We start from the raw sequence: 22,433 nt of genomic DNA, 5'->3' as shown, positions 1-22,433 counted from the left end.
TCCGCATGGTCCTGCAACACACCGAGCCTTCCGACGGGGCGCCCGCGAGGGAACCAGAGGCCCCGTTCACAGTGACGGCCCCGGTGCCGTATGCCTCAAGCGGATCGTTGCGGAACCCGTTCCCGCCGATCGCCGACTACGGGTTCCTGTCGGATTGCGAAAACACCTGCCTGATCTCGTCGGCCGGGTCGGTGGAATGGCTGTGCGTCCCGCGCCCGGACTCGCCCAGCGTGTTCGGCGCCATCCTGGACCGCGCTGCCGGTCATTTCCGGCTCGGACCCTATGGCGTGACCGTGCCGGCCGCCCGGCGCTACCTGCCGGGCAGCCTCATCCTGGAGACCACCTGGCAGACCCACACCGGCTGGCTGATCGTGCGCGACACGCTGGTGATGGGGCCGTGGCATGACATCGAGACGCGCTCGCGCACACACCGGCGCACCCCGATGGACTGGGACGCCGAGCACATCCTGCTGCGCACCGTGCGCTGCGTGAGCGGCACCGTCGAGTTGGTGATGAGCTGCGAGCCGTCGTTCGACTACCACCGCAACAACGCCACCTGGGAGTACTCGGCCCAGGCCTACGGCGAGGCGATCGCGCGGGCGAACAAGAACCCGGACTCGCATCCGACGCTGCGGTTGACCACCAATCTGCGCATCGGGCTTGAGGGCCGGGAGGCGCGCGCCCGCACCCGACTGACCGAGGGCGACAACGTGTTCGTCGCGCTGAGTTGGTCCAAGCATCCAGCGCCGCAGACCTACGACGAGGCCGCCGACAAGATGTGGAGGACCAGCGAGGCTTGGCGGCAGTGGATCAACATCGGCGACTTCCCCGACCATCCGTGGCGGGCATACCTGCAACGCAGCGCGCTGACGTTGAAGGGGTTGACGTATTCCCCGACCGGCGCGCTGCTGGCCGCCCCGACCACATCGTTGCCGGAAACCCCTCAGGGCGAACGAAATTGGGATTACCGCTACGCATGGGTGCGCGACTCGACGTTCGCGCTGTGGGGCCTTTACACCCTTGGGCTGGACCGCGAGGCCGACGACTTCTTCGCGTTCATCGCCGACGTGTCGGGGGCCAACAACGGTGAACGACACCCGCTGCAGGTGATGTACGCCGTCGGCGGCGAGCGCAGCCTCGTCGAAGAGGAGCTGCACCACCTTTCGGGATACGACAACGCCCGCCCCGTGCGGATCGGCAACGGCGCCTACAACCAGATGCAGCACGACATCTGGGGCACCATGCTCGACTCGGTGTACCTGCACGCCAAATCACGTGAGCAGATCTCCGACACGTTGTGGCCGGTGCTCAAGCAACAGGTCGAGGAGGCCATCAAGCACTGGCGCGAACCCGACCGCGGTATCTGGGAGGTGCGCGGCGAGCCGCAGCACTTCACGTCGAGCAAGATCATGTGCTGGGTCGCGCTGGACCGCGGCTCCAAACTGGCCGAGCTGCAGGGCGAGAAGTCCTATGCCCAGCAGTGGCGGGCCATCGCCGAGGAGATCAAGGCCGACATCCTCGCCAACGGTGTGGACTCACGCGGTGTGCTGACGCAGCGCTACAACGACGACGCACTGGACGCGTCGCTGCTGCTTGCGGTGCTGACGCGGTTCCTGCCGCCTGACGATCCCAGGATCCGGGCCACCGTGCTGGCGATCGCCGACGAGCTGACCGAAGACGGGTTGGTGCTGCGCTACCGCGTCGAGGAGACCGACGACGGCCTGTCCGGCGAGGAAGGCACCTTCACGATCTGCTCGTTCTGGCTGGTGTCCGCGCTGGTCGAGATCGGTGAGATCCACCGGGCCAAGCATCTTTGCGAGCGGCTGCTGTCCTTCGCCAGCCCGCTGCATCTGTACGCCGAGGAGATCGAACCTCGCACCGGCAGGCACCTGGGCAACTTCCCGCAGGCATTCACCCACCTGGCGTTGATCAACGCCGTGGTGCACGTGATTCGCGCCGAGGAAGAGGCCGACAGCTCCGGGGTGTTCTTGCCGGCCAACGCGCCGATGTAGTCGCCTTCTACTTCTCTGCGGCGTTCGCGACGATGTCCTTGGCGATGGTCGCACCCTCGTCAGTGATCGAGTAACCACAGGCCCAGGCCTCGACAGTCAGGTTGGACACCACCGACAAGGCGTGTTGACATCCCCACCCGTCGGCATCTTCCTGCGTGGAGAACTGGGTGATCAGCGTGTCCTCGGCGGTGACGTCGTCGATCTGCCACAAGTAGCTGGCGTCGGCGTCGTCCACCGAGACCGCGCTGCCCGCGCAGTCCTCCCACGAGGACTGGGAAGTGTCGAAGAAGTCCTGCGCCTTCTCGGCGGAGGGGTACAGCACCGCCGTCTGCTCGACCCAGTGGTCGTTGTCCTCGTCGGGCTCGCTGGCGACCTGGTCACGCACCGCGGTCCAATCGGAGGACTGGTACACCAGTTCCTCGGCGCCGTACATCGCGCCAAGGCAATCGGGATCGGACACATCCGCGGAGTGGTCGGCCATCTCCTCGAGTTCGACGGTGATCGTCATCCGCGAGGAGCCCATGATTCCGTTGAGCTCGCGGATGGATAGCAGCACGTCGTCGAGTTGCGACTCGTCGAGCGGCGGCACATCGATGGGGTCGGCGCCTTGCGCACGCACAGCGGTGCCTGAAACGTTGCTCACGCATCCGGACAACAGGACGACGGATGCCAGCACACCGCCGACGGCACACGCCCGCAAAGCTCTAGCCGCGATGATCACCAAGACATTGTGGCGGAACGATCGCCAAAGCGCCGCATCGCAACGGAATTACCTTGTCGCGGTCACCCCGAGTTGGCTCAGCAGTTGGCGAACCCGTCCCTCGATCTCGTCGCGGATCGGCCGCACGGCGTCGACCTGTTGGCCGGCGGGGTCGGGCAACACCCATTCCTCGTAGCGGTGGCCGGGAAAGATCGGGCAGGCGTCGCCGCAGCCCATCGTGACGATCACGTCGGACGCCTGGACGATTTCGTCGGTCCACGGCTTCGGGTACTCACCGGTGATGTCGATGCCGACTTCGGCCATCGCCTCGACAGCCGCGGGGTTGATGGCGTCGCCGGGTTCGGAGCCGCCCGACCACGCGACGGCCTCATCGCCTGCCAGGTGATTGAAGAAGCCGAGCGCCATCTGCGAGCGGCCCGCGTTGTGGGTACAGAGGAACAACACGGTGGGCTTGTTGTCGGTCATTTTGCCTTCCACTCTGGCCAGCGCGTAAAGGCGCTGGCGGGCGAATCGTTCTGCCAGCAGGGGCAGGAAGTTGGGAACGGTTGCGCGCCCGGCGAATTGGTCGTACGACGAATGTAGGAACCGCTCAATGGTTTCGACGCCGAAGACGTCGGCGAACTCGCTTTGCAGGCGGGTCGCGGCGGTCTTGAGCGCGTGGCGCTGGTCGATCGATAGGTCACGCCGAACGTGGGTGGTCAGGGAAGCAGGGCTGTCTGTCATGGCGAACTCCGTTGTGTGGTGGGGTTGTTCCATTCGTGTGGGACCACGGCTTGGTCGGCACTGTCGGCGGCATCCGGGTAGAGAGCGACAACAAGTGCCAATCCGATTAGCGCACCGATGATTTGGGCTGCGATGAAACCCGGCGCCGACGAGGGCGCGATTCCTGCGAAGGTGTCGGAGAACATACGGCCGATGGTGACGGCCGGATTGGCGAACGACGTGGAGCTGGTGAACCAGTAAGCCGCACCGATATAGGCGCCGACCGCCGCGGCCGACAGGGCCGCACGGCCCGTGCGCGCCAACGCGAAAATGAGCGCGACGAGACCGGCCGTGGCCACCACTTCGCCGACGAGGTGCCCCGTGGTGATGCGTTCCTTGGTGGCCAGTTCGAAGACCCTGCGGTCGAACATCAAATTCGCCAACAGCGCGCCAGCGACCCCGCCCGCAATCTGCACCGTGACGTAGGCGACGGCGTGACGGGCGGCGATCCCGGTGCGGGCGCGACGGCCGAGCAGCCAATCAGCCGCGGTGACAACGGGATTGAAGTGCGCCCCAGACACCGGACCGAAGAGCAGGATCAGCACCGCAAGACCGAACACCGTGGCCGTGGAGTTCTCGAGTAACTGCAGGCCGATGTCGTCGGGTGACAACTGCTGCGCCGCGATTCCCGACCCCACCACGACGGTGACGAGCAGGGCGGTGCCGACGAATTCGGCCAGTAGCCGCCTCGCGAGCCCGATGTTGTGCACTATTCGCTCCTGGCCACAGCATCGGCACCCAGGACTTCTGAGAGTTGCTGCAGCGCTTGGGGGATAACGCGGTAGTAGACCCAGGATCCGCGACGCTCACTGTCAAGCAACCCGGCCGTCCGCAGCACCTTCAGGTGATGCGAGATGGTCGGCTGGCTGACGCCGATCCCAGCCGAAAGGTCACACACGCAAGCCTCACCGCCCGCGTGGCTGGCCACCACGCTGAGCAGCCGCAGCCGTACCGGGTCGGAGAGCGCCTTGAGCTTGCCCGCGAGCTCGGTGGCCGAGGCCATGGAGAGCGGTTCGTGCGCCAGCGGTGCGAACTCGCAATCCGACACGTCGGTCAAGGGCAGCGACTTCGACATGCATCGATATTGACAGGGATCGAATCAGGGGCCAAATGAACCTCTGATGAACACCGAATCGGCGGACCACCCCCGGGTGTCCGCCGATTCTGGCGACGTCAGCAGCAGGAGCCGGCAGCGACCTTGTCGTCGTCGGCTGCGGCAGTGCCGCCACAGCACACGGCGTCGCCGGCTTCGGGATCGCTGCGCTGGGGGCTGGTGCCGAACGTCTCGGAGTCGGCCAGCACGGTGTAGACCTCCCACTTCTCCCCTGCCGGGCCGGTGACCCACACCTTGTCCTGGGTGGCAAAGCAACAGGTCGTGCCGATCTCTTCGTCGGTGAACAGGCCTTCGCCAGTCAGCCGTGCAATCTCGGCGTGCACCTGCTCGCTGGACGCCACCTCGACGCCGAGGTGGTTGATGGTGCCGCCCTTGCCGGGATTCTGCAGCAGCACCAGCTTCAGCGGCGGCTCGGCGATCGCGAAGTTGGCGTAACCGTCCTTGACCTTGGCCGGTGCGGAGTTGAACAGCTTGGAGTAGAACGCGACCGCTTCGTCGAGGTCGTCGACGTTGAGGGCTAATTGGACGCGGGACATGATGTGATCCTCTCTAGGGTGTGAGACATATATCGAACTAGCGCCAAGGCCCAGCATCCACACCTTTTTGATATATGTCAAGATACCTGGCACACTTGGTGCATGCCCAAAACGCTGCCGACGATCGACATCTCCGCACCGGTGTGCTGCGCACCGGTCGCGGCCGGTCCGATGACCGATGACGATGCCCTGCAGGTGGCGTTGCGTCTCAAGGCGCTGGCCGACCCCGTACGGGTGAAGATCATGTCTTTTCTCTTCAGCTCGTCGGCAGGCGAGGAGATCAGCGGCGACCTCGCCGCGGCCCTCGGATTGAGCGAATCGACGGTCAGCCACCACCTCACCCAGCTACGCAAGGCAGGACTCGTCGAATCAGATCGGCGCGGAATGAACGTCTTTCACCGTGCGCGCAGGGAATCGCTCGGCGCCATCTGCGCCGTGCTCGATCCGAACTGCTGTACCTGACAAGCTATTTCAGGAAATGCCGATCTTCTGCTGCATGAGGTTGGCCACGCCGATAGCGTCATGAGCGCCGGCCGCGCCGCCGCTGACATTCGTGATCTCCACGTCCACAATGCAATCCGCGGCGACGCCCATCGCACGTTGTACCGTCTGCCCTTCGGGGTGCATCACGACGGCCGATACGGTCCGCGGCTCGATGACCACGTCCGCGATCTTGCTCAGCCCGTCGGCACCGTGTGCAGGCTGGTGCAACACCATCGTCTGGCCGTTGCACCGTCGCCACTTTTCAGCTGACGCGGCGAAGAAGGCCTGTGCGTCATCGGGTGTCGCGAACTTGACCACACCGAAGAACCCGGAGATCGACGGACCGCTGGGATCGCCGCCCGCCCATGATTGACTGGCCACCGCCCGCACCGGGCTGGCCTGGTAGACGATTTTCTGCAGTCGGTAGGTGGCACTGACGCATTCGATGGGTGTCGCCTCTGATTCGCGCACACCCTGCAGCAACATCTCCGCGTCGCCGTTGACGAGTTGGCCGAAGAAACCGCCCATGCCGAGTGTGACGGCCAGCTCGTCGAGGGTGGGCAGCGCTTGTTCCGCGGGCAGCGACACCGACGGTTTCGCCGCGTCGACGACACGGACCACCGGGCTGCCCTCAACCGGACCCGAGCAGCCCGCGAGCGCGACACACGCACCCACCGCAGCGATCGTCGACCGGGTTGAGCGCATCAGTGCCCTACTTTTTGGACTTGTCGGCGGCAGCGGAATCGGTGGACAGGGCGGCGACGAATGCCTCCTGCGGCACCTCGACCCGCCCGATCGTTTTCATCCGCTTCTTGCCTTCCTTCTGCTTCTCCAGCAGCTTGCGCTTACGGGTGATGTCACCGCCGTAACACTTCGATAGCACGTCTTTGCGCATCGCGCGGATGTTTTCGCGAGCAATGATCTTCGAACCGATCGCCGCCTGGATCGGAACTTCGAACTGCTGGCGCGGAATCAGCTCTTTGAGCTTGGTCGTCATCTTGTTGCCGTAGGCGTAGGCCGAGTCCTTGTGCACGATCGCGCTGAACGCGTCGACGGCCTCACCCTGCAACAGAATGTCGACCTTCACCAGATCCGCTTCCTGCTCGCCGGCCTCCTCGTAATCGAGGCTCGCGTAGCCGCGGGTGCGCGACTTCAACATGTCGAAGAAGTCGAAGATGATCTCCCCCAACGGCATTGTGTAGCGCAGTTCCACCCGCTCCGGCGAAAGGTAGTCCATGCCACCGAGTTCACCGCGGCGCGACTGGCACAGCTCCATGATCGTGCCGATGAACTCGCTTGGCGCGATGACGGTGGTCTTGACCACCGGCTCGTACACGGTGCGCATCTTTCCCGAGGGCCAGTCCGACGGGTTGGTCACGATTTTCTCGGTACCGTCCTCCAGCACAACGCGGTACACGACGTTGGGAGACGTCGAAATGAGATCGAGGTCGAACTCGCGTTCCAGCCGCTCGCGGGTGATCTCCATGTGCAGCAGACCCAAGAAGCCGCAGCGGAACCCGAAACCTAGCGCCACCGAGGTCTCCGGCTCCCACGACAGCGCGGCGTCGTTGAGCTGCAACCGCTCCAAGGCGTCGCGCAGGTCCGGGTAGTCGGAACCGTCGACCGGATACAGCCCTGAGTAGACCATCGGCCTGGGTTCGCGGTAACCGGTCAGCGCCTCGGTCGCACCGTGCCGCGCAGCAGTCACGGTGTCACCGACCTTGGACTGCCGGACGTCCTTCACCCCGGTGATCAGGTAGCCCACCTCCCCGACGCCGAGGCCGACGGACGGTTTCGGCTCCGGGGAGACGATGCCGACCTCGAGCAGCTCATGGGTCGCACCGGTCGACATCATCTTGATCCGCTCGCGCGGGACGATCTTGCCGTCGACGACGCGGATGTAGGTGACGACGCCGCGATAGATGTCGTAGACGGAGTCGAAGATCATTGCCCTCGCGGGGGCGTCGGCGTCACCCTGCGGAGCGGGTACCAGCCGCACGACCTCGTCGAGCAGCTCCGGCACTCCTTCGCCGGTCTTGCCCGAGACACGCAACACGTCGGACGGTTCGCAACCGATGATGTGGGCGATCTCCGCCGCATAGCGATCCGGGTCAGCGGCGGGCAGGTCGATCTTGTTGAGCACGGGGATGATCGTCAGATCGCGATCCAGCGCCAGGTACAGATTGGCCAGCGTCTGCGCCTCGATGCCCTGGGCGGCGTCGACCAGCAGCACCGCACCCTCGCACGCCTCGAGCGCGCGGGACACCTCGTAGGTGAAGTCGACGTGGCCCGGAGTGTCGATCAGGTGTAGGACGAACTCTTCGCCCCCGACCTTCCACGGCAGCCGCACGTTCTGCGCCTTGATGGTGATGCCGCGCTCACGCTCGATGTCCATCCGGTCCAGGTACTGCGCCCGCATGTCCCGGTCGGCGACCACGCCGGTGAGCCCAAGCATCCGATCGGCCAGCGTCGACTTGCCGTGATCGATATGGGCGATGATGCAGAAGTTCCGAATCTGCGCCGGCGCGGTGAAGGTCTGGTCGGCGAAACTGCTGATGGGAATCTCCTGGTGGGACGGGCGCGTAGGTGCTACCAGGGTATCGAGGTAGTGCCTTTCCGACACAATCGCGCCCCGGTCCACCTTTCCCCGTCGCTGCGCTCCACCCCGTGGCAAGTCACATATGCTCGGAAACATGGCGTCGCAGTGGAAGACGTTTCAGCGCTTTGCAGAGAACCTCGTGTTCAACGAGGCGCCGAGGTTCATCCGGGGCGTCCAGAAGTCCGAAACGCTGCAACGCGGAATCCAGCAGGGCATCAAGCTCGGCTTGGACGCCATCTCGCGTACTTCCAATGACGAGGCCCCGGCGCTGACCGCAGGCCGTCCAGTCACCGAGACCAGCGTTCCCACCGCGCACCGGGCGCGCAAGCTGGTGTATGCGCCGGATCTCGACGGCCGCGCCGACCCCGGCGAAATCGTCTGGACCTGGGTCGTTTTCGAGGACGACCCGACGCGCGGCAAGGACCGCCCCGTCCTGGTGGTGGGTCGTGACCGAGCCACGTTGCTCGGCTTGATGCTTTCCAGCCAAGACCACCGCCACGATCCCAACTGGGTTGGTATCGGCAGCGGAAGCTGGGATTACGAGAGCAGGGCCAGCTGGGTCCGGCTCGACCGCGTGCTTGATGTGCCCGAGGAGAGCATTCGGCGCGAGGGCGCGATCCTGGAGCGCGAGAGGTTCGAAGTGGTCGCCACCAGGCTGCGCGCCGAGTACTCCTGGAGCTGAGGAACTCTTTGCGCTGACGTCGCGGTTAATACCGAGAATTCCGGGTAGTCCGTCCAGCACAAGGGGGAGGGACTACCAGTGAACAAAGGACGTGCAAGCGGTGATTCGACGCTCAACGAGCCGTCAGTAGCGGACCAGGTGACCACCATGGCCATCTGTCCCGCCTGCGGTTATCCGACGCTCAGCCCTGGCCTGTGTGCCTTCTGCCGACCGTCGCTGGCGCTATAGCCGCTTGTCCTATCGCGGTGCGCGCCACATCGGCCACATGCTGGGCCCGCCGCCGGGCAGCTTCAGTTCGCTCATGACCTCGAACCCGAACCTCAAGTAATACGACTCGTTCTTCGGATTGCTGTTCTCGAGGTATGCCGGGATGCCTTCGGCGTCGCAGCGGTCGAGTCGCGAGCGCATCAGCGCCTGGCCGAAACCCGCTCCCCGAACAGACGGATCGCTACCGATGACCATCAGATACCAGTGCGGTTCCTCGGGGTGGTTCTCTTCCATGAGCTCCATGACCGGTCCCATCGCCGCCATGCGTCCGCGAAAGGCCCACAGCATTCCGGGCATCGTCAACAGTTGCTCGACCCGGCTCGATTTGCGCTTGCCTGGCGGATCCCACAGCGTGGCTGCGCCGACCTCGCCGTCACGTTCGCCCACTTCCGACCCACCGCGGGCCAGAAAGTGGCGCCGGATCAGCGTCCCGAAGCCCCTGGGCAGGCTCTTGGCGCGTGCCGCGTCGTCGGGCACCAACCACGTCATCACCGGGTCGTCGTAGAACGCGCGGCCCAGCGCCCTCGCCATCTCGCGGACGTCGCGCCGATGCGCCGGGCGGACGTCAATCCCCACTCAGCGGCCCTGGGTGATGTAGGCCTGCAGCTGCTCCTGCTGGGCCTCGAGTTCTTCCATCCGCGTTTTCACCACGTCGCCGATGCTGACGATCCCTGCCAGCCGACCGTCTACGACCACGGGGACATGCCGAACCCGCCTCTCGGTCATCAATGCGCTGAGGCTGTCGACGGAGTCGCTGGGCGTGCAGGTCGCCACCAGCGTGGTCATGATCTCCGACACCGGGCACCGCAGCAGGTCAGCGCCAAGCTCGTGCAATTTGCGCACGACATCACGCTCGGAGACGATGCCCACCAGCCCATCTGGCGATACCACCACCATCGCCCCGATGTTGTGCACCGTCAGCTCGGTGAGCAGCCCGGCGACTGACGTCTCCGGGGTTATGGTCGCCACCGCCGCGCCCTTATTCCGTAAGACGTCCGCGATCCGCATCGATGCCTCCGCTCGTGATCCACTTCACACCAGGCTATGTCCGAGACGCCCGTCGCGGAAGGGAATGAGATTGCAAGGCCGTCACGACCAGTGCCGATTCGGTTCAAACCCGCCGCGAGGTTGCGCTGGAGTGCACTCCAACTCCTAACCTCGGTCACATGGCCGCAGATCTTGTCGACACCGAGGCAGTGGGAATTGCCGAAGTCGCCGAACGCACCGGACTGACTCCCGACACGCTCCGGTGGTACGAGCGAGAAGGCATGATCCCTCCGGTGGCCCGTGGCGGCGACCGGCGCCGCCGCTACGACGAACTATCGGTGCAGCGCATCGAGTTGCTCGTGCGGTTGCGCGCCACCGGAATGCCGACCGTTCAGATGCGCGAGTTCGCCGAGTTGCTGTCCGGCGGAATAGAAACGCACAAGAGGCGGCTGGAAATCCTGGTAGCGCACCGTCAGCGCATCCTTGCCAGACAACTTCGGCTTGCCGAGTGCCTGGACGCCGTCGACACCAAGATCGACCACTACCGCCGACTCGAAGGAGAAGGACCATGACAAGCGCGAACTCTGTGCCCGCGGTCACGCTGGGCGATGAATTATCAGTCAGCGCAATCGGTTTCGGTGCGATGGCGCTAACACCGATATATGGCGAGGTCGACGACACCGAATCGCTGGCCACGTTGCATCGTGCCGTCGACCTCGGCGTCACATTCATCGACACCGCCAACATCTACGGCGTCGGCGAAAACGAGAAGCTGATCGCCAAGCTACTGGCGGACCGTCGCGACGAAGTCACCCTGGCAACGAAATTCGGGATCCAGGGCAACCCCGCGGACCGCGCGGCAGGCCGGCTAGGCGTCCGCGGCGACGCCGATTATGTGCGGCAGAGCATCGACGAGAGCCTGCAGCGGCTGCAGACCGACTTCGTCGACCTGTATTACATGCATCGCCGCGACGTGAACGTGCCGATCGAGGAAACCGTCGGCGCGATGGCCGAACTGGTTGCCGCGGGCAAGGTTCGCCACCTCGGGCTGTCGGAGGTAACCGCAGACGAGCTGCAGGCCGCCGTCGCCGTGCATCCGATCGCCGCCGTGCAGAGCGAGTGGTCGATATGGAGCCGGGACGTCGAGCGCAACGTGGTGCCGGCGGCCGCCGAGCTGGGGGTGGGATTCGTGCCGTATTCCCCGCTGGGGCGTGGCTTTCTGACCGGTACGGTGCGCTCGGCCGCCGACTTGTCGTCGCCGAGTGACTTCCGCAAGACCATGCCCCGGTTCAGCGAGGGCGCGCTCGACGCCAATCTCGCTGTGGTGGACGTCGTCAAGGCCGTCGCGGCGCAGCAGGACGCGACACCGGCGCAGGTGGCGCTGGCGTGGCTGCGCTATCGCGCCGACGCGATGGGCGTGGCCTCGTCGCCGATCCCTGGCACCCGCCGGGCCGCGCGCATCGAGGAGAATCTCGGCTCGCTGGCGGTGACGCTGACCCGCGAGCAGCTCGACACGCTCGATGCCGCGGGCGATGCGGTGTCCGGTCAGCGGTTCGCGGATCTGACCTGGGTGTCAGCGGGACGCGAGTGATCACTCCGGTTTCGGCTGGCTCACCCGGACGGCGACCGCGGCGTCGTCGAACTGGGCCGCCTGCGCGCTGATTCGGCCGATCTCGCTCGGGCGTTTGAGCAGTCCACGCACCGCGATGATCGCGACCTGCTCGCCCACCCTGATCGCCTCTTCGACCCGGTCACCCTGATCGGTGTGCAGGCGCGTGCGCTTCTGCGCGCCCTCGTCGAAGTTGAGCAGCAGGCCCGCGGTCTCATCCCTGTCGCAGTCGATGAACTTGCCTTCGCTGATCGCCGCTCCGATCAGATCGACGACCCAGTTCTTCAGCCGCTCGTAATCCGTCCAGAACTGGTGGAACTCGGCGCGTTGGTCGTGGGCGATGCGCTGGATCTCGTTGAAGTCGATCGGCGACATCGCCAGCTGCATGGTGTCGAACCGCAGCAGCCGGTACAGCTTGACCGCCGGCGAGCCGGAACCGGCACCCACCTCCGCGATGAACTTCAGCGGCGCCCGGTTCACCAGCAGGGTCTCGCCAAGCAGCTGTTCCTTGTTGCGGAACCAGTAGTAGAGCGAGGACTGCTGCAGACCCGCCGCTCTGGCGATGTCGCTCATCGTCGTTTGCGCATAGCCCTTTTCGGAGAACAGCTTTGTCGCCGCGTTGACGATCCCTGCGCGCGGCGGGGTGGTCCGACCCGAGTCGGCGTCGACGGCGGTGTTGCGAGGTCTTCCGATGGAGTGAATGTTAGCCAAGCGGCGGCTTCTCGTCGTGAGCGCGTTCCACGATGTCACGTGCGGCGGTCACCACGTCCTGCCACAGCTCGAGCCCCATCGACTTCGTCGCGCGTGAGGGGTATCCGGTAACCCCGTTGGTGGAGACGTGCTGAATCGCGTAGCGAAAGACCGTGCCTTCGGTGCGGTCCGGGTCGTCGGCATCGCGCATCTTGTCGGTGTCGACGAGTTCGGGGCGCAGCACGAGCATCAGCGATGTCTCCGCCGCGTTGGCATGCCAGTCGACGGCGTCCTCGGTCGCGCGACTGGCGATGTCCGGCGTCAACTCCCACCACTGCATGACACCGATCCGCAGATCGGGAAACTCCCGCCGGAACCGGTCACACGCGATCCACAACGCGGCCGCGTTGCCGACATGACCGTTGACGAACAGCAGCCGCCGGAAACCGGAGTCGACGCATGCTTCGGCGACCAGGCCGGCGGCCGCGGCCGTCTCCTCACCGGAGAACGCTACCGTGCCCGCAAGCCGTGTGCCGTGGAAGAAGCTGGCGCCGTAAGCAAGTGGCGGCAGCACCACCGCCGACTCCCCCGCGGCGGCATCGGCGAGCGCCGTCGCGATGATCGTATCGGTGCCGACAGGCAAGTGTGGGCCGTGTTGTTCGGTGGCCCCGACCGGTATCAGGGCCACGCAGTCGGGGTCGGCGGCCAGGCGGTCGCTCAGCTGCGCCGACGTCAGCTCTTCCCATAGATGGCTCATGCTCACCAGAACCTCAGGTAGCGCTCGGTCTCCCACGCCGAGACGTGCGCGGTGTAGCCGTCCCACTCGGCGCGCTTCTCGGCGACGAACGACTCGAACATCGCGTCACCGAATACCGACCGAACCAGCGGATCCTCTTCGAGTGCGTCGATGGCCTCACCGAGTGATCGTGGCAGCCAACCGATTCCACGCTCGGCGAGGTCGGCCTCGGTGAGCCGGTAGAGGTTGTCCCGGTTCGGAGCGCCGGGATCGAGTCCCTCGCGGATTCCTTCAAGGCCGGCCGCCAGCATCAGCGCACCACCGAGGTAGGGGTTGCTGGCGCTGTCGGCGGCCCGGCACTCGACGCGCCCGCCGCCTCTGGGGATGCGCAGCATGTTGGTGCGATTGTTGTCGCCGTAGCAGGCGAATACCGGAGCCCAGGTCAGGCCCGACATGCTGCCCTGCTTGACCAGTCGCTTGTAGCTGTTGACCGTCGGTGCGATCACCGCGCAAATGGCGTCCGCGTGCCGCAACACCCCGGCGATGAACTGGTATCCCAGCATCGAAAGTCCGCAGCCACGCGGATCATCCCCGGCGGCAAATAGATTCGTGCCGGATTCGTCGGCCAGCGACATGTTGTAGTGCGCCCCGCTACCGGTGCGGTCGGCGAACGGCTTGGGCATCCACGATGCGAACAGGCCGTGTTTGCGGGCGATCTCACCGACCATCATCCGGAAGAACACCAGCCGGTCGGACATCGACACCACATCGGTGTAGGTGAAGTCGGTCTCGAACTGGCCGTTGCCGTCCTCGTGGTCGAACGAGTAGACGTCCCATCCCAGTTCGTTCATCGCCGAGACGATCTCGTCGACCACCGGATAGTTGTGCAACATCGTGCGCAGGTCGTAGCAGGGCTTGTCGAGGTTGTCGTCGGGGCTGGCGGGACCCGGCGTGTCCGTGTCGGTGAGCAGGAAGAACTCGGTCTCGATGCCGAGGTTGAAGGTGTAGCCGAGCGAGGTGGCGTCGGCTGTCACGCGTTTGAGGATCTGGCGGCTGCACGCCTCGAATGGGGTGTCGCCGATCCAGAGATCGCCAGGGAACCAGGCGACTTCGCGGTTGAACGGCATGACGATCGGTGCGCCGAGGTCTGGATGCGGCGCGACCTCGTCATCGTTCACGTCCTGCGGGACACCGTCGAGCGCCGCGCCGGTGAACATCTCCGATCCCATGGCGGCCTGTTCCAGATGCCCGAGCGGGACCATCTTGCTCTTCGGCTTGCCGTGCATGTCCACGAAGCTGATCGCGGCGTACTTGACCCCTGCAGCTGCCAGCCGATCGGCGACGTCGCGCGCGGCCGACTCGACACCGGCCTGGCCGTTCAGTGTTGTCGTCATATGTCAGCCCGCCGACGCGAGAGTGGTGTTGATGATGCCGAGTTCGCGGCCGAGGTAGCGGTAGAACTCCCACAGCGGCCGTTCGAGGTGCGAGAGGCGGCCGGTGCTGGTCACGCCGGAGCGAATCGCGCGCTGCACCGCGGCGCAGACGTCGAGGTCTTCTCGGTGAATGTCGCAGACCATTTTGACCAGCTCGCTGCGGCGTTCCTCGAGACCGGGCGCGGCGAGTGCGGCCGGGGACATGCAGATGTCGAGTTGCAGCTCGATCTTGCCCGCTCCGAGCGGAAGAGTCTTGAGCCAGTACATGTATGCCGGGCCCATCGCGATCTGCAACAGCGGATATCCGATGAAGATCAGTGTCTTGTGGTGGTGTTCCGGACTCAGCGTCTCGGCGCCAGGGGTGAGGAACGGTGGATCCGCGGGATAGCCGGGCGCCTGCTTCGACCACATCGTGGTGAAGTAGTCGCCCACCTCACCGGTGTGGCTCAGCGCGGCCGGAAACTGGTCCTCCAGCGAGCCCCGGTGCGGGCCCATGTGGTGGTAGCACTCCATGAAGTTGTCCACCATGATCTTCCAGTCCCAATCGCACACACCCCAGTCGGTCTGCTCGACGGTCTGGTAGTTCTCGAGGTCGTAGACATCGACGATGGGATCGAGCGCTGCGTATTGGCTCGCCAGGGACTGCGCCTGGCCGTCGAAGTTCACCATCACGAAGCCTTTCCACACCTCGTGGCGAAACTTCTTGAGCGGGTAGTCGTTTCGACTGAAGGCGGTTGATTTCTTCATCTCTGGCGCACCGGCGAGGTGACCGTCGAGGCCGAACGACCACAGGTGGTAGGGGCACTGCAACACGTTGGCTTCGCCGGCACCGCTGCACACCTCCATCCAGCGGTGGGTGCAATTGCGTGACAGCACACGGATTTCCGAGTGGCGGTCGCGGGTGACGACCAGTGGTGTGCCGAGGATGTCGATGCTGTAGTAGCTGCCGGGCGTGGCCACCTGCTCGACGCGGCACAGCGGAATCCAGCCGCGTCTGAAGATCCGGTCGACCTCGTCGGCGAAGAGGTCGTCGCTGCCGTAGGCCTCGGGCGGGAGGGTGGTGGCTTTGTCTGGCGATTCGACCGCACAGGTGGCGGTCATGCGCGAATAGTCGAACGTCATGGCCCGACGCTAAGCGCGACGTGTTGCCGACCTGTTTCGGATCGGTAAATGACCTATTGAAATATTAGGCGATGGATCTACGGTCATTTGTGCAGTTGATATGCCGACCGATGGCACCAATCTCAATAGGTTATTGAAACGGGCGTTTTGACTTCCGTACCGTCAAATACGAGTAGTAATGGGGCCATGATTGAGGTCACCCTGCTCGGCACCGGCAGCCCAATCGTCGACGCAAACCGGGCGGGCCCGTCCACCCTCGTGCGCGCCGGCGAACAGCTGTTCCTCGTGGACTGCGGCCGCGGCGTGCTCCAGCGCGCCGCCGCCGTCGGCGTCGGAGCCGCCAATCTCACGGCGCTACTGCTGACCCATCTGCACAGCGACCACATCACCGATCTGAGTGATGTCATCACCACACGGTGGGTCACCACGTTTGTGCGCACGCCGTTGCCGGTCATCGGGCCGCCGGGCACCGCTGCTGTCGTCGAAGCCACCCTGGCTGCGCTTGGACCGGACATCAGCTATCGCATCGGCCATCACGCGGACATCACCGAGCCACCCGCCATCGAGGTGCACGAGTACACCGAAGGTTCGGTGTGGGACTCCGGCGGCGTGCAAATTCGGGTGGCACCAACGGATCACCGACCCGTGGAGCCGACCATCGGTTTCCGCATCGAGTACGACGACGCATCCGTCGTGCTGGCGGGTGACTCGGTTCCCTGCGAGAGTCTCGACAGACTCGCCGCGGGCGCGGGGGCGTTGGTGCACACAGTGATCCGCAAGGACCTCATCGAGCTGGTGCCGCAGCAGCGGCTCAAGGACATCCTCGACTACCACTCGTCGGTGGAGGAAGCCGCGGCGACCGCGACCCGGGCCGATGTGGGCATCCTCGTCCTCACGCATTACGTGCCGCCGCTTGCCCCCGGACAGGAGGACGATTGGCGGGCCCGCGCCGCAACGGCATTCGACCGCCAGATCGAACTCGGCGACGACCTTCATCGCGTGGAGGTTCATCCCGGCGTGTGCGTCAAGCAGTAGCCAACTGATGGCAGACCAGCGGGGTGGGGATCAAGCGGTTCTGGTGGCGCGGCACCGGCGAGGCCGCCGTACCGATGGATGACCTGGAGGTCGCCGCTGCTGATGCGAATGCCGGTCACAGCGCCGACGACCTCGCATCAGGTCTGGTACAGCTTGCCGCCGATCGGGCAGGTCCAGAAGTTCTTCGGCGAGCAGACGCAAAAGTACCCAAAACCCAATGGTTTTGGGTACTTTTGCGTCTGCTCGGCCCGTCAAATAGGGGGTCTAAGCCAGGCGGCTGATCTCCACGACGACATCGAGGTCGGTCGAGCCCTCGCCGGAGTAGATGCCTTTCAGCGGTGAGACGTCGGAATAGTCGCGGCCGACACCGACACTGATGTACTGCTCGTTGATGTCCGCGTCGTTGGTGGGGTCGTAGTTCCACCATCCTCCGGTCCAGGCCTGCACCCAGGCGTGACTCTGCCCGTCGATGGTGTCGCCGATCTTGGCCTTGCGGTTGGGATGCAGATACCCGGACACATATCGGGCCGGAATTCCCATGCTGCGCAACAGAATCAACGACAAGTGGGCGAAGTCCTGGCAGACGCCCTTTCCTTCGCGGTGCGCGTCAAGCCCGGACGAGTGCACGCCCGTGGTGCCCGGCACGTATTCCAGTTCGCTGTGTACCCAGTTCGCCGCCGCGGTGACTGCCTCCTGGGGGTCGTGGTACTTGGCGATGCGCTCCCCCACCCGCCCGATCCGCTTGCTGGCCGGCGTGTAGTCGGTGGGACTGAGCACTTCGTCGAACCGGTCGATCACCGCCGCGGAATGCAGGTCGTCCCACCCGATCTTGTCCTTGGGCATCTCGCCCTTGTCGGTCTCCACCACCGACGACGACGTGACCTCCAGCTCAGTATGTGGTGCGTGCAGGTCGAATGCGGTCACCGCGGTGCCCCAGTAGTCGACGTAGCGGTATGACCTTGTAGCGGGGATGGTTTCGACGCGGTTGAGGATGACGTTCTGCCGGGAATCCGAACGCGGCGTCAGCCGCGCCTCATTGAAGGACGCGGTCACCGGCGACTTGTAGGCGTATCCCGTCGAATGAACGACTCTCAGCCGCCACATCAGAGTCTGCTCTTCATCGTTAGACTTCGCCTTCCTCGATGACCAACGACGCGCTTCGCCCGGCGTCGTGCCATGCCACCCACGGTGCTGAATGAAAGTACTGCAGTGCCAACGCCTCTCCGACGTCATGGCAGGTCTTCTGCAGATCGGCCAGTCGCAGCTCGAGCGATTCCAGCAACACACCTGGGCGCAGGAACTCCAGCTCGCTGCGCGCCCGGCCGAGTAGGCGTTGCGCCTCCGCTGTGGCGCCGAGCCTGTTGTGCGGCCGGTTCATCAGCTCATCGAGGCTGTGTTCGGCCAGCCGCAGCGAGTAGAAGACCGACCGAGGAAAGAGTCGGTCAAGCAGCATGAATTCGACGACCCGGCCGGCGTCGAGGACGCCGCGGTAGGTGCGCAGGTAGGTGTCGTGGGCGCCGGCGCACCGCAGGGTGGTTACCCAGGCCGGTGACGAGCCGCTGTCGCCGACGCGGGAGAGCAACAGCCGCACGGTCATGTCGACCCGCTCGACTGCTCGACCGAGCACCATGAACCGGTAGCCGTCGTCGCGACTCAGCGTCGAGTCCGCCAGACCGGCGAACATTGCGGCACGGCCCTCGATGAACGACAAGAACTCATGTGGGCCAAGTCGTTTGGCGGCTCGCTCGCGTTCTGGCAACGCGTTGTAAGTGGTGTTCAGACACTCCCAGATCTCGGTGGATGTGACTTCGCGTGCGCCGCGGGCGTTTTCGCGAGCAGCCGAGATCGCTTCGACGATGGAGTAGCCGCTGCCCTCCGTGTCCCTGCTGAACGCCACGATGTCGGTCAACGACCACACGTCCAGTGGCGTCTCGGGCGGCTCGATGCCCAGCACCCGCAGCAGCGTCCGCGACGCTTGGTCCGGGTCGACGCTCGAATCCTCGAGCAGCTGATGCACTGTCACGTCCAGGATGCGTGCGGTGTCGTCGGCACGCTCCACGTAGCGGCCGATCCAGTACAGGGATTCGGCGTTGCGCGCCAACATCAGTGCATCACCGCCTACTGCTGCTGTTGTTGGCTCTGTTGCGAGCCGTTCGGTTGCGGCAGCACCTGCGATTGCTGTTGCTGCTGTTGTTGAGACGACCCGTCGGCGCCGTTCTCGGACTTGGGGGCCTTCGCCGTCTTGGGCAGCGCGCGCACCACCTCGGCGGCGGCCAGCTCACGATCGGCCACCGATGCGCGTGACGCCAGCACCCAGGTGTCCTTGGAGCCGCCGCCCTGGCTGGAGTTGACCACCAACGAGCCCTCGGGCAGCGCGACCCGGGTCAGCCCACCCGGCAGCACCCATACGTCGTCGCCGTCGTTGACGGCGAACGGCCGCAGGTCGACGTGGCGGGGTGCCAGTTTGTCGTCGATCTGCGTCGGCACCGTGGACAGCTGCACGACCGGTTGGGCGATCCACCCCCGCGGGTCGCTGCGGACCTTCTTGCTGATCGTGGCCAGCTCCTTCTCCGAGGCGTCGGGGCCGAACACGATGCCGTAGCCGCCGGAGCCCTCCACCGGCTTGATCACCAGTTCGTCGATCCGGTCGAGGACTTCCTCACGTTCGTCGTCGAGCCAGCATCGGAATGTGTCGACGTTGGCCAGCAGCGGTTTCTCACCCAGGTAGTACTCGATGATCGTCGGCACGTACGTGTAGACGAGCTTGTCGTCGCCGACGCCGTTGCCGACCGCGCTGGAGATGACGACGTTGCCTGCGCGTGCCGCGTTGAGCAGGCCGGCCACGCCGAGCACCGAGTCCGGACGGAACTGCATCGGGTCGAGGAAGGTGTCGTCAATCCGGCGGTAGATGACGTCGACTTGGCGCTCGCCCTCGGTGGTGCGCATGTAGACGGTGTTGTCGCGGCAGAACAGGTCGCGGCCCTCGACGAGTTCGACTCCCATCTGCCTGGCGAGCAGCGAATGCTCGAAGTAGGCCGAGTTGTAGACGCCCGGGGTGAGCACCACAACCGTCGGGTCGGCCTCGTTGGACGCAGCGGCATTGCGCAGTGCCCGCAGCAGGTGCGATGAGTAATCGCCGACCGCGCGCACGCGGTGGGTGGCGAACAGGTTCGGGAAGACCCGTGCCATCGTGCGCCGGTTCTCCATCACGTAGGAGACGCCCGACGGCGAGCGCAGGTTGTCCTCGAGAACCCGGAAGTTGCCCTGGGCGTCGCGGACCAGGTCGATGCCCGCTACATGGATCCGCACGCCATTGGGCGGGACGATGCCGACGGCCTCGCGGTGGAAGTGTTCGCAGGAGGTGATCAACCGGCGCGGGATGACGCCGTCACGCAGGATCTCCTGCTCGCCGTAGATGTCGGAGAGGTACATCTCCAACGCCTTGACCCGTTGCGTGATGCCTCGCTCGAGGCGTGTCCACTCCGCCGCCGAGATCACCCGCGGCACGGGGTCCAGCGGGAAGGGACGTTCCTGGCCCGACAGCGAGAACGTGATGCCCTGGTCGATGAACGCACGGCCCAACGCATCGGCGCGGGCTTCGAGCTCGGAGGCATCTGAGGGCGCAAGCTCGGTGTAGATGCCCTTGTAGGGTCCGCGGACGTTGCCCTGGCCGTCGAACATTTCGTCGAAGGCCTGCGAGTAGCTGCCCACCTTGTTGTAGCCATCGAATACGCCCTCGTACCGTTTGACGGGTTTCGAGCTGTTGCGCGACGGTCGTTGCGTCTCGGTCGGCAGGGTGCGAAGGCTCACCCATGACATGCTGCACCACTGAAGCCGTTTCGGCAGGCCAGTGGGCGCTCCGGTGGCCGTCGCTTTGGGAGATCCGGGGGGCCGCTGGTACCCTGAACAGTCGCTGCCCGCCGCCGGGCGCCTCACACAGGCTTAAGTAACCCAGACGAGATTTGAGAAGGAATACACGCGTGGCCAATATCAAGTCGCAGGAGAAGCGCAATCGCACCAACGAGCGCCGCAGACTGCGCAACAAGTCGGTGAAGTCGTCGCTTCACACGGCGGTCCGTGGATTCCGTGAGGCCGTTGCGGCCGGCGAGAAGGACAAGGCCACCGAGTTGCTGGTGTCGACCAGCCGCCAGCTGGACAAGGCCGCGAGCAAGGGCGTGATCCACAGGAATCAGGCGGCCAACCGCAAGTCCGCGCTGGCTTCCGCGCTCAACAAGCTCTGATCTCTCACCCGTCCGCCGCTAATTCGGCGACCTTCCGCACTGCCGCTTCCAGCGCGTAATCGGCGTCGGCCGCTGCACCCTTGACGTCCGCATTCAGCGCGGCGACGAGTCGCATCGCCTCGGCGACCGATGTGCGCGACCATCGTCGCGCCTGCTTCTGAGCCTTCTGCACCCGCCACGGCGGCATGCCCAATTCCGCGGCCAGCCGGTACGGATCCCCTGACAACGGCCCGACACGCGCGATGGTGTGCACCGCCTCGGCCAGCGCGTCGGCAAGCACGACCTGCGGCTCGCCGCTCATCATCGCCCAGCGCAGCGCCTCCGCGGCGCCGGCAACGTCGCCAACGACCGCCTTGTCGGCGATGTCGAAGCCCTTCACCTCGGCCTTGCCGGAGTGATAACGACGCACCGCGACCGCGTCGAGCTTGCCGTCGGTATCGGCGACCAGCTGCGAGCAGACGGCCGCCAATTCGCGGATGCTGGAGCCGACCCCGTCCAGCACGGCTGTGACGGTGTCGTCGCTGACCTTGACGCGCAACGCGGCGAACTCACGACGGACGAAGTCAGCGCGCTCCGCGGGTTTGGTGATGCGCGCACACGGATGAACGTGTGCGCCGAGCGTCTTCAGTTGGTCCGCGAGGGCCTTGGCCCGCCCGCCGCCGGAGTGCACGACGACGAGCATGGTGCCCGGCGGCAGGTCGGCAGCGGCGGAGGCGATCAGCGCAACCGCGTCCTTACCGGCTTCGGCTGCGGCCTCCAGCACGACGACTCGTTCGTCGGCGAACAGTGACGGGCTCAGCAGCTCGGCGAGCTCGTTGGTGCTGACCTCGCCCGCACGCAGGCGATTCACCGGGACGTCATCGTTGCCGGCCTGCTTACGCGCCTGGCGCAGGACGGTCGCGACGGCGCGTTCGACCAGCAGCTCTTCATCTCCCAGGACCAGGTGCAGGCCCGGAACCTGTTGACTCATCCCACGATCGTGTCATGCGCGCCCGACAGACCTGACACCGTCCACGCCAGCAGGCACACGATCGCGCCGCACGTTCCGAGCCGCACCAAGCGCCAGCGCCACAACACCACTGCGGCGACACCCCCGGCCGCGACGGTGACCACGCCGGGCAGTCCGGAGGGAACCGGGATGGACGCACCCGTCACGCCGGCGGCCCAGTGCGCCACCCGCAACAGCCACCACAGCTCGGGTCCGGTGAACCGGATGAGCAGTTCGGCACCGGAGGGCCACAGCGGACACAAGGCGGCCGCGGCGGTACCGACCACGGTGATCGGCGGAATCACCGGGGCCACTGCGAGGTTGGCTGCGATGGACACGACGCTGAACGTGCCCGAAATCCCGGCAACAAGCGGGGCCGTCACGAGCTGCGCGGCGACTGCGACGCTCACGGCGTC

General features: G+C 65.5%; 25 protein-coding genes. 7 read left to right on the top strand and 18 right to left on the bottom strand.

Annotated features, from left to right (window positions below):
- Positions 1-5 precede the first annotated feature (5 nt).
- The gene (locus VFH65_RS20965; RefSeq protein WP_353323970.1) at positions 6-2,012 is read left to right on the top strand and encodes a glycoside hydrolase family 15 protein; all 2,007 of its coding nucleotides are present in this window, start codon (positions 6-8) and stop codon (positions 2,010-2,012) included.
- A 7-nt stretch (positions 2,013-2,019) separates the two neighbouring features.
- Here the strand turns inward: VFH65_RS20965 and VFH65_RS20960 are convergent, their stop codons facing one another.
- The 5 genes from VFH65_RS20960 to VFH65_RS20940 all read right to left on the bottom strand — a co-directional run bounded on the left by VFH65_RS20960 (position 2,020) and on the right by VFH65_RS20940 (position 5,145).
- Entirely contained in the window at positions 2,020-2,733 is a 714-nt protein-coding gene (locus VFH65_RS20960) for a sensor domain-containing protein (RefSeq protein WP_353323969.1), read from the bottom strand.
- Between the two features lie 48 nt (positions 2,734-2,781).
- The gene (locus tag VFH65_RS20955; protein ID WP_353323968.1) at positions 2,782-3,456 is read right to left on the bottom strand and encodes an arsenate reductase ArsC; all 675 of its coding nucleotides are present in this window, start codon (positions 3,454-3,456) and stop codon (positions 2,782-2,784) included.
- Positions 3,453-4,208, bottom strand: coding sequence for an aquaporin (locus VFH65_RS20950; RefSeq protein WP_414688471.1), 756 nt, complete (start codon positions 4,206-4,208; stop codon positions 3,453-3,455). Before VFH65_RS20950 ends, VFH65_RS20955 begins: the two co-directional genes overlap by 4 nt.
- Entirely contained in the window at positions 4,205-4,570 is a 366-nt protein-coding gene (locus VFH65_RS20945; RefSeq protein ID WP_353323966.1) for an ArsR/SmtB family transcription factor, read from the bottom strand. Before VFH65_RS20945 ends, VFH65_RS20950 begins: the two co-directional genes overlap by 4 nt.
- Positions 4,571-4,668: 98 nt before the next feature.
- Complete coding sequence (locus VFH65_RS20940) at positions 4,669-5,145, bottom strand: ArsI/CadI family heavy metal resistance metalloenzyme (RefSeq protein WP_353323965.1); 477 nt, start codon at positions 5,143-5,145, stop codon at positions 4,669-4,671.
- Positions 5,146-5,247: 102 nt separating this feature from the next.
- Here VFH65_RS20940 and VFH65_RS20935 point away from each other — a divergent pair, with 102 nt between their 5' ends.
- Positions 5,248-5,607 carry an Rv2640c family ArsR-like transcriptional regulator gene (locus VFH65_RS20935; RefSeq protein ID WP_353323964.1) on the top strand — a complete coding sequence of 120 codons (360 nt, stop codon included), beginning with the start codon at positions 5,248-5,250 and terminating at the stop codon, positions 5,605-5,607.
- A 9-nt stretch (positions 5,608-5,616) separates the two neighbouring features.
- On the opposite strand, the gene VFH65_RS20930 is transcribed toward VFH65_RS20935, so the two are convergent.
- Together VFH65_RS20930 and lepA are read right to left on the bottom strand one after the other, a co-directional pair.
- Positions 5,617-6,333 carry a sensor domain-containing protein gene (locus tag VFH65_RS20930; RefSeq protein WP_353323963.1) on the bottom strand — a complete coding sequence of 239 codons (717 nt, stop codon included), beginning with the start codon at positions 6,331-6,333 and terminating at the stop codon, positions 5,617-5,619.
- 7 nt (positions 6,334-6,340) lie between these two features.
- Positions 6,341-8,251: a translation elongation factor 4 gene (lepA, locus tag VFH65_RS20925; protein ID WP_414688470.1), complete on the bottom strand. Its 1,911-nt coding sequence runs from the start codon at positions 8,249-8,251 to the stop codon at positions 6,341-6,343.
- A 70-nt stretch (positions 8,252-8,321) separates the two neighbouring features.
- Here lepA and VFH65_RS20920 point away from each other — a divergent pair, with 70 nt between their 5' ends.
- Positions 8,322-8,909 carry a type II toxin-antitoxin system PemK/MazF family toxin gene (locus tag VFH65_RS20920; RefSeq protein ID WP_353323962.1) on the top strand — a complete coding sequence of 196 codons (588 nt, stop codon included), beginning with the start codon at positions 8,322-8,324 and terminating at the stop codon, positions 8,907-8,909.
- 237 nt (positions 8,910-9,146) lie between these two features.
- On the opposite strand, the gene VFH65_RS20915 is transcribed toward VFH65_RS20920, so the two are convergent.
- The gene (locus VFH65_RS20915; protein WP_353323961.1) at positions 9,147-9,752 is read right to left on the bottom strand and encodes a GNAT family N-acetyltransferase; all 606 of its coding nucleotides are present in this window, start codon (positions 9,750-9,752) and stop codon (positions 9,147-9,149) included.
- Positions 9,753-10,184 carry a CBS domain-containing protein gene (locus tag VFH65_RS20910; protein ID WP_353323960.1) on the bottom strand — a complete coding sequence of 144 codons (432 nt, stop codon included), beginning with the start codon at positions 10,182-10,184 and terminating at the stop codon, positions 9,753-9,755.
- Between the two features lie 158 nt (positions 10,185-10,342).
- Here VFH65_RS20910 and VFH65_RS20905 point away from each other — a divergent pair, with 158 nt between their 5' ends.
- Entirely contained in the window at positions 10,343-10,735 is a 393-nt protein-coding gene (locus VFH65_RS20905) for a MerR family transcriptional regulator (RefSeq protein ID WP_353323959.1), read from the top strand.
- Entirely contained in the window at positions 10,732-11,754 is a 1,023-nt protein-coding gene (locus VFH65_RS20900; RefSeq protein WP_353323958.1) for an aldo/keto reductase, read from the top strand. The genes VFH65_RS20905 and VFH65_RS20900 overlap by 4 nt, the downstream gene beginning before the upstream one ends.
- Here the strand turns inward: VFH65_RS20900 and VFH65_RS20895 are convergent, their stop codons facing one another.
- The 4 genes from VFH65_RS20895 to VFH65_RS20880 are packed head-to-tail and all read right to left on the bottom strand — an operon-like array spanning position 11,755 to position 15,753.
- Positions 11,755-12,483 (bottom strand): TetR/AcrR family transcriptional regulator, encoded by a 729-nt coding sequence (locus VFH65_RS20895; protein WP_353323957.1) that lies wholly within the window; start codon positions 12,481-12,483, stop codon positions 11,755-11,757.
- On the bottom strand, positions 12,476-13,219 hold the full coding sequence (locus VFH65_RS20890; protein WP_353323956.1) for a creatininase family protein: 744 nt from the start codon (positions 13,217-13,219) through the stop codon (positions 12,476-12,478). The genes VFH65_RS20895 and VFH65_RS20890 overlap by 8 nt, the downstream gene beginning before the upstream one ends.
- Positions 13,220-13,221: 2 nt before the next feature.
- Positions 13,222-14,592 (bottom strand): type III glutamate--ammonia ligase, encoded by a 1,371-nt coding sequence (glnT, locus tag VFH65_RS20885; RefSeq protein ID WP_353323955.1) that lies wholly within the window; start codon positions 14,590-14,592, stop codon positions 13,222-13,224.
- Between the two features lie 3 nt (positions 14,593-14,595).
- The gene (locus tag VFH65_RS20880) at positions 14,596-15,753 is read right to left on the bottom strand and encodes an aromatic ring-hydroxylating oxygenase subunit alpha (RefSeq protein WP_353323954.1); all 1,158 of its coding nucleotides are present in this window, start codon (positions 15,751-15,753) and stop codon (positions 14,596-14,598) included.
- A 186-nt stretch (positions 15,754-15,939) separates the two neighbouring features.
- On the opposite strand from VFH65_RS20880, the gene VFH65_RS20875 reads away from it, so the two are divergent.
- Positions 15,940-16,788 (top strand): ribonuclease Z, encoded by an 849-nt coding sequence (locus VFH65_RS20875; RefSeq protein ID WP_353323953.1) that lies wholly within the window; start codon positions 15,940-15,942, stop codon positions 16,786-16,788.
- Between the two features lie 264 nt (positions 16,789-17,052).
- Here the strand turns inward: VFH65_RS20875 and VFH65_RS20870 are convergent, their stop codons facing one another.
- Genes VFH65_RS20870 through VFH65_RS20860 form a run of 3 tightly spaced genes read right to left on the bottom strand, consistent with a single transcriptional unit; the run spans position 17,053 to position 20,607 of the window.
- Entirely contained in the window at positions 17,053-17,892 is an 840-nt protein-coding gene (locus VFH65_RS20870) for a transglutaminase family protein (RefSeq protein ID WP_353323952.1), read from the bottom strand.
- A 19-nt stretch (positions 17,893-17,911) separates the two neighbouring features.
- Complete coding sequence (locus VFH65_RS20865) at positions 17,912-18,892, bottom strand: alpha-E domain-containing protein (RefSeq protein ID WP_353323951.1); 981 nt, start codon at positions 18,890-18,892, stop codon at positions 17,912-17,914.
- A gap of 14 nt (positions 18,893-18,906) precedes the next feature.
- Positions 18,907-20,607 (bottom strand): circularly permuted type 2 ATP-grasp protein, encoded by a 1,701-nt coding sequence (locus VFH65_RS20860; protein ID WP_414688469.1) that lies wholly within the window; start codon positions 20,605-20,607, stop codon positions 18,907-18,909.
- Between the two features lie 161 nt (positions 20,608-20,768).
- Here VFH65_RS20860 and rpsT point away from each other — a divergent pair, with 161 nt between their 5' ends.
- A complete protein-coding gene (gene rpsT / locus VFH65_RS20855; protein ID WP_353323950.1) occupies positions 20,769-21,029 on the top strand; it encodes a 30S ribosomal protein S20 in 261 nt (86 codons plus the stop codon).
- 4 nt (positions 21,030-21,033) lie between these two features.
- On the opposite strand, the gene holA is transcribed toward rpsT, so the two are convergent.
- Together holA and VFH65_RS20845 are read right to left on the bottom strand one after the other, a co-directional pair.
- Positions 21,034-21,999 (bottom strand): DNA polymerase III subunit delta, encoded by a 966-nt coding sequence (holA, locus tag VFH65_RS20850; RefSeq protein WP_353323949.1) that lies wholly within the window; start codon positions 21,997-21,999, stop codon positions 21,034-21,036.
- A partial coding sequence (locus VFH65_RS20845) for a ComEC/Rec2 family competence protein (RefSeq protein ID WP_353323948.1) occupies positions 21,996-22,433 on the bottom strand: 438 nt, incomplete at its 5' end. The genes holA and VFH65_RS20845, both read right to left, overlap by 4 nt.

The sequence above is a fragment of the Mycobacterium sp. genome (assembly GCF_035697385.1).
GTDB lineage: Bacteria > Actinomycetota > Actinomycetes > Mycobacteriales > Mycobacteriaceae > Mycobacterium.
Note: the sequence above shows the minus strand (reverse complement) of the source record. Positions and strands in the feature narration are given on the sequence as shown.